Here is a 5,819-nt window from a genome sequence, read left to right as displayed (position 1 = left end):
CTCTTCGGTTTTTTCTTTTTTCCGTGATATATGACAATAACGGTCGGGCGGCCATGCCCTGACGGTGGTCGATTGTGCCGGTGGCAGACGATGATTCCGAACGAGCGGAGAGATTGAGTGCAAAGCGACTTTGTGGTAAAAAACAGAACGCAGAAGTTGCGGCAGCTGCTGCAACGCTTCGAGCTTGATGCCGCACTGCTCACCGGGCCGGCGAATCTGCGCTATTACAGCGGCTTCACCGGAACCGACGGCGCTTTGCTGGTCAACGGGAAAACGTCGGTCTTTCTGACCGATTCCCGATATACGAGCCAGGCCCGGCAGCAGGTGACGGCTGATCGCATGGTTGAATATCAGAGCAAAACCGGGGGGATCGCCGATCTTCTTGGCGAATTGCTCATAACTTCTTTAGGGTTTGACGCTGACAATCTCAGCTGCGCCCTGTTCGAGGAACTGCGGAGCAAGTGTCCAGGTGAATGCAACTGGCAATCCTTGCCCAGGGAATTCAAGGCGCTGCGCGGCATCAAGGACCAGACGGAAATCGCGCTGATGAAGCAGGCGGCCCGTGTTGCCGCCGAGGCTTTCGAGGAAATCCGCCCGCTGGTCCGTCCCGGTGCCATGGAACAGGAACTGGCCCTTGCCCTCGAATTCGCCATGCGGCGTCGGGGCGCACAGGATCGCTCCTTTCCTTTTATTGTCGCCTCCGGGGAGCGTGGGGCTCTGCCGCATGGCGTGGCGTCCGAACGCCGCCTGCGGGACGGAGAGCTGGTAACCTTCGATTTTGGCGCCATCTGGCAGGGATACTGTTCCGATGAAACGGTGACGCTGGCTCTGGGAACAGCGGATGTCCGGTTGCGGGAAATCTACGATATCGTATTCGAGGCACAGCAGCGGGCGTTGGCCGCCATCCGGCCCGGTGTGTCGCTGGCCGAAATCGATGGTACGGCAAGGGCGTATATCGGCGAGCGGGGTTACGGAGCGTTTTTCGGCCATGGGCTTGGGCACGGAGTCGGCCTCGAGGTGCATGAGTATCCTGTCGTATCGCCGCGTTCGACCGATGTCGCTGCGGAGGGAATGGTGTTTACGGTCGAGCCGGGAGTATACGTTCCCGGACTGGGGGGCGTGCGACTGGAGGAAACGGTGCTTGTCACCACGTGTGGGTATGAGCTGCTGACCACCATCGGCAAGGATTACTCCGCCGTTATGGTGTAAGACGATCCAAACGTAGCGACAACTTATTTTTAAGTTCAAGTGCAAGGAGGCAAGTCCTTATGGATATCAAAGATCTGAGAAATCTGCTGAAGATGGTGACGAACACCGATATCACGGAATTTGAATGGGAGCAGGGGGAAGAACGCATCGTTATCAAGCGTGGCCAGGTTGCCGGCGGCATGCAGGCAGCGGCGCCTTCCATGGTCATGAGCGCTGCGGCCGTACCGGTCGCACCTGCCCCGGGCGCTGCCGTAGCCGTGACGCCTGCCCCGGCCGCTGAAGAGGAAGAGGGCTTTGAAACCATCGAGTCGCCCATCGTGGGCACCTTTTACCGGGCACCTTCGCCGGATTCCGATCCGTATGTGGAGGTCGGCAGCGTTATTGAAAAAGGGCAGACCCTGTGTATTGTCGAAGCCATGAAGCTCATGAACGAGATCGAATCCGAGTTCAAGTGCCGCATCGTGAAAATCCTCAAGGAAAATGCGCAACCCGTCGAATATGGGGAACCCCTGTTTCTGGTCGAGCCCCTTTAGTCACGGTCGACGCTGCGTTGTCCGCGAAGGGCAGCCAAAACTGCTGAATACGGCGCGAATGGCCGCCCGCACTTCAGGTCGATGGATATCCGACGTTGCGCCCCCAGGGCAATCCCCCGTCAGGGCGGGTTGCATCAGGAGTTTCTATTCCCATGTTTCATAAGATACTTATTGCCAATCGTGGCGAAATCGCCCTGCGCATCATCCGCGCCTGCAAGGAACTGGGCATCAAGACCGTCGCCGTGCACTCCGACGTGGACGGCGAGTCGCTGCATGTCAAGCTGGCCGATGAAAGCATCTGCATCGGTCCGGCGCCGAGCAGCGCCAGCTATCTGAACATCAAGGCGATCATCAGCGCCGCCGAGGTGACCGACGCCGAAGCCATTCACCCCGGCTACGGGTTTCTGGCGGAAAACAGTGAGTTCGCCGAGATCTGTGAAGAATGCGGCATCACCTTTATCGGGCCCACACCGGAAAACATGCGCCTGATGGGGGATAAAATCCGGGCCCGGCAAACCGTCACCAAGGCGGGGGTACCGATCCTGCCCGGAACCACTGAAGGCGTCGCCACCATCGAGCAGGCCCGCCAGGTTGCCGACGGGATCGGTTATCCCGTGATCATCAAGGCAACCGCTGGCGGCGGCGGACGCGGCATGAAGGTTGTGCATTCTCCCGCCTCGCTCGCCAATGCTTTTGCCGCCGCCCGTTCCGAAGCTCAGGCCGGTTTTGGCAATCCCGAGGTTTATATCGAGAAATACTGCGAAAATCCCCGGCATGTGGAAGTGCAGATCCTGGCCGATAAGCATGGCAATGTCATTCATCTGGGCGAGCGCGATTGTTCCATCCAGCGCCGGCATCAGAAGCTTCTGGAAGAGGCCCCCTGTCCGGTCCTGACCGAGGAGCAGCGCCGGCGCATGGGTGAATGCGCTGTGGCCGCCGCCCGGTCGGTCAACTATTCCAGCGTCGGCACCATGGAGTTTCTGCTCGACGGCAAGGGGGATTTTTACTTCATGGAAATGAATACCCGCGTGCAGGTCGAGCACCCCGTCACCGAAATGGTGACCGGCGTGGATATCATCAAGGAACAGATCCGCAGCGCCGCCGGTCTGCCTCTGGCCTACAAACAATCCGATATCCATATCAAGGGCCATGCCATCGAGTGTCGTATAAATGCCGAGCACCCCTTTAAATTCACCCCCTCGCCGGGCAGGATCGAAGGATATCACACCCCGGGCGGACTCGGCGTGCGGGTCGACAGCGCTGTTTACGATCAGTACAAGGTCCTGCCCCATTACGATTCGCTGGTGGCCAAGCTGATCGTGCATGCCGATACCCGCGAGGAAGCCATCCGCCGCATGGCCCGGGCTCTTGACGAATACATCATCGGTGGCATCCGCACCACCATTCAGCTGCACAAGCGCATCATGCAGAACAAGGAATTCAAGGAAGGGGCCGTCAATACGGGGTTCATGGATCGGTTGGTGTTCTGACGCACCGTGGTTTGACGATCATCGGTACCACCAGGATGGACTGGCACGGGCCGGGCGCTTAGCCCGGCCTGCGTTTTTCGGCGCGCTACCGCACCATGGAGGTATGTCATGAGGTGTGTCTGGCTCACATTGATTCTGGTGCCGCTGACCTTCTGCTGTGCCGCGGCCCAATCCCCCGATATGGGGCCTTGGCCAGAGGGGGGCGCATCGGTACTGACGTTGCGCGATGTTTTGCGCCTGGCCCTGGAACGCAACCTCGACCTCAAGGCGCAGCAGTACGATACCAGGGCCAGCGATGCCGAAATCAGCAAGGCCTACGGTCTGTATGATCCGGTTCTCGGTCTTGAATATGCCGAGGGAGAGAGCCGGCAGCGCCTTAACCTCCAGTTTTACAGCGCCCAATCCAGCGAAAGATACCGGCGGTTCAATCTCGGCCTCCGGCAGAAAATCCCCACCGGCGGCGATCTGTATCTTGATTTTACCAATCAACGGGCCGACCAGCAGCCTGCTCCTGGCCTGAATCCCTACTACGAGGGTGCCGTCACCCTGAGTCTCGTGCAGCCGCTGCTCAAGGGATTCGGCGGCACGGTTACCGAGCAGAATATCCTGTTTGCCGTCAAGGGCCGCGATATGGCTATCGAGGATTTGCGTGAGAGCGCCTTTCGCGTGGTTGCCGATACGCGCGATGCTTTTTTCGAGGCACTGCGGCTGCGCGACAATGTGGGTTACCGGCAGGCCTCCGTGGCTCTGGCCGACAGTCTGCTGCGGGAAAACCGGGCCAGGGTTAAAGCCGGGGTGTTGCCCCGGGTCGACGAACTTGAGGCCGAATTCGGCCTCAAGCAGCGACAGCGGGATCTGCTTGACGCCGATCGGGAATATCTGGACGGATTGGACGCGCTGGCGTTGCTGCTCGATATCCAGGACGAAATCGCCCTGCCCGATGTGCCGCCAGGGATCCCGGATGCCGTTGCGGATGTGCAGCAGGGGGTCGCTCAGGCTCTGGCCAAACGTCCGGATGTGCAGCGGCGGATGCGCGATATCGAACGGCTGGAGCTGCAAAGCCGCATCGCTGGCAACGCGGTGCTGCCCGCGCTCGATCTGGCGGCCGCCTATGGGCACCGGGGGCTCGGGCAGGATTACAGCGACAATCTCCGGGATATCGGCTCGGACGATTTTCGCAACTGGGAAATAGGCTTGACCCTTTCCTATCCCCTTGGCAACCGCGAAGCCCGTCACGAATACCGGCGCAGTGAGTTTGAACGCAAGGGCCGCCAGGCGCAGCTCACACAGCTGAAAAACCGTGTCCGCACCGAGGTCCGGGCCGCCATCCGCCTGCTGGAGGTGAGCCGCAAGAAAATCGATGTCACAAGCAGCCAGCTGGCATTCGCCGAGGAAAAGCTGCGTACCCTGCTCAAGCGCAGGGAGGTGGGGCTGGCGACCACGCGCCAGGTTCTGGAAGGGGAGGAGGACCATGCCCTGGCCCAGACCGAGCAGGCGGCCGCCATGACCGATCTGCACAAGGCCGTAACAGGTTATTACAAGGTTACCGGCCAACTGCTTGAACGGGAGGGCGTGCGTTTCGTCGACACCTTCCACAATGAAGCGGCCTCGCTGCTCGATAGCGGCCGGCCATGAGTCTGCGGGTCGGGCACATTGCCTATGCCAACTGCGTCCCCTTTTTCCACCATCTGGAGGCTGCCGGCTTTCAGGGGGTCATTCGCCCCGGGGTGCCGGCGCAACTCAATGCCCTGCTGGCCGATGGCCGCATCGATCTGAGCCCCTCGTCCTCCTTCGAGTACGGAAGGCACTGGCGCCGCTACGGCCTTTTGCCGGATCTCTCCATCAGCGCCTGCGGGCCGGTGCGCAGTGTGCTGCTTTTTTCTTCCAGCCCTTTTGACAAACTCGCCGGAGTTCCCGTTGCCCTGACCGGCGAATCGGCCACCTCCATCAATCTTCTGAGACTGCTCTGCCTGGAATTTTACGGGTTTCCATTGCGTGAGATGACCGACTGCCGACAGCCGGTGGAGGAAATTATTGCCGCCGGAGGCTCGGGACTTCTCATCGGGGATCGGGCTCTCAAGGCCGCCATGCAGTCCGGCGCTGCTTATGTCCACGACCTCGGTGAGCTCTGGTGGCGTCACACCGGTCTGCCTTTCGTGTTCGCCCTGTGGATCGTACATCGCGATGCCATGCGGCGCAAAGCTTTGGAATTAAGGCAGTTCCAGCGGCAGTTACATGTTTCCCTGGACCGCGCCCTGTCCGACCTTCATCATCTCTCACGCCAAAGCGCAGAGTCCTCCTGGCTCGGCATCGCGCAACTTGCAAACTACTGGCAAGCCATGTCCTACGAATTTACCGACTGGCACCGGCAGGGCCTTGAACGCTATTTTCATCTGGCCGTCAAACATCGCCTGCTGCCGGAAATGCCGCAATTTAACTTCGTTGCGTCCGTTTTATAGAGAGCGCCTTTTGAGTTGACGCTGACAGGTGAATCCACTAGTATGGCTGCGTTTTCCATGCCCGGGTGGCGGAACTGGCAGACGCAAGGGACTTAAAATCCCTCGGCCGTATGGCTGTACGGGTTCGA

5 protein-coding genes are annotated in these 5,819 nt (G+C 59.9%); all 5 read left to right on the top strand.

Features of this window, described 5'->3' with window-relative positions; genetic code table 11:
- The first annotated feature begins 117 nt into the window (after window positions 1-117).
- The 5 genes from AB7E65_RS11630 to AB7E65_RS11610 all read left to right on the top strand — a co-directional run bounded on the left by AB7E65_RS11630 (window position 118) and on the right by AB7E65_RS11610 (window position 5,691).
- Window positions 118-1,209, top strand: coding sequence for a M24 family metallopeptidase (locus AB7E65_RS11630; RefSeq protein WP_235605408.1), 1,092 nt, complete (start codon window positions 118-120; stop codon window positions 1,207-1,209).
- A gap of 59 nt (window positions 1,210-1,268) precedes the next feature.
- Window positions 1,269-1,742 carry an acetyl-CoA carboxylase biotin carboxyl carrier protein gene (gene accB, locus AB7E65_RS11625; protein WP_072287265.1) on the top strand — a complete coding sequence of 158 codons (474 nt, stop codon included), beginning with the start codon at window positions 1,269-1,271 and terminating at the stop codon, window positions 1,740-1,742.
- 152 nt (window positions 1,743-1,894) lie between these two features.
- Entirely contained in the window at window positions 1,895-3,232 is a 1,338-nt protein-coding gene (gene accC, locus AB7E65_RS11620) for an acetyl-CoA carboxylase biotin carboxylase subunit (protein ID WP_072287266.1), read from the top strand.
- A gap of 108 nt (window positions 3,233-3,340) precedes the next feature.
- Window positions 3,341-4,867: a TolC family protein gene (locus AB7E65_RS11615; protein ID WP_428745969.1), complete on the top strand. Its 1,527-nt coding sequence runs from the start codon at window positions 3,341-3,343 to the stop codon at window positions 4,865-4,867.
- On the top strand, window positions 4,864-5,691 hold the full coding sequence (locus AB7E65_RS11610) for a menaquinone biosynthesis protein (RefSeq protein WP_428745968.1): 828 nt from the start codon (window positions 4,864-4,866) through the stop codon (window positions 5,689-5,691). The genes AB7E65_RS11615 and AB7E65_RS11610 overlap by 4 nt, the downstream gene beginning before the upstream one ends.
- The last annotated feature ends 128 nt before the right edge of the window (window positions 5,692-5,819 follow it).

The organism is Syntrophotalea sp. (assembly GCF_050253115.1).
GTDB classification, from domain to species: Bacteria; Desulfobacterota; Desulfuromonadia; order Desulfuromonadales; family Syntrophotaleaceae; genus Syntrophotalea; species Syntrophotalea acetylenica.
The sequence above is the reverse complement of the archived record's forward strand: the minus strand, read 5'-3'. Positions and strand labels throughout refer to the sequence as shown.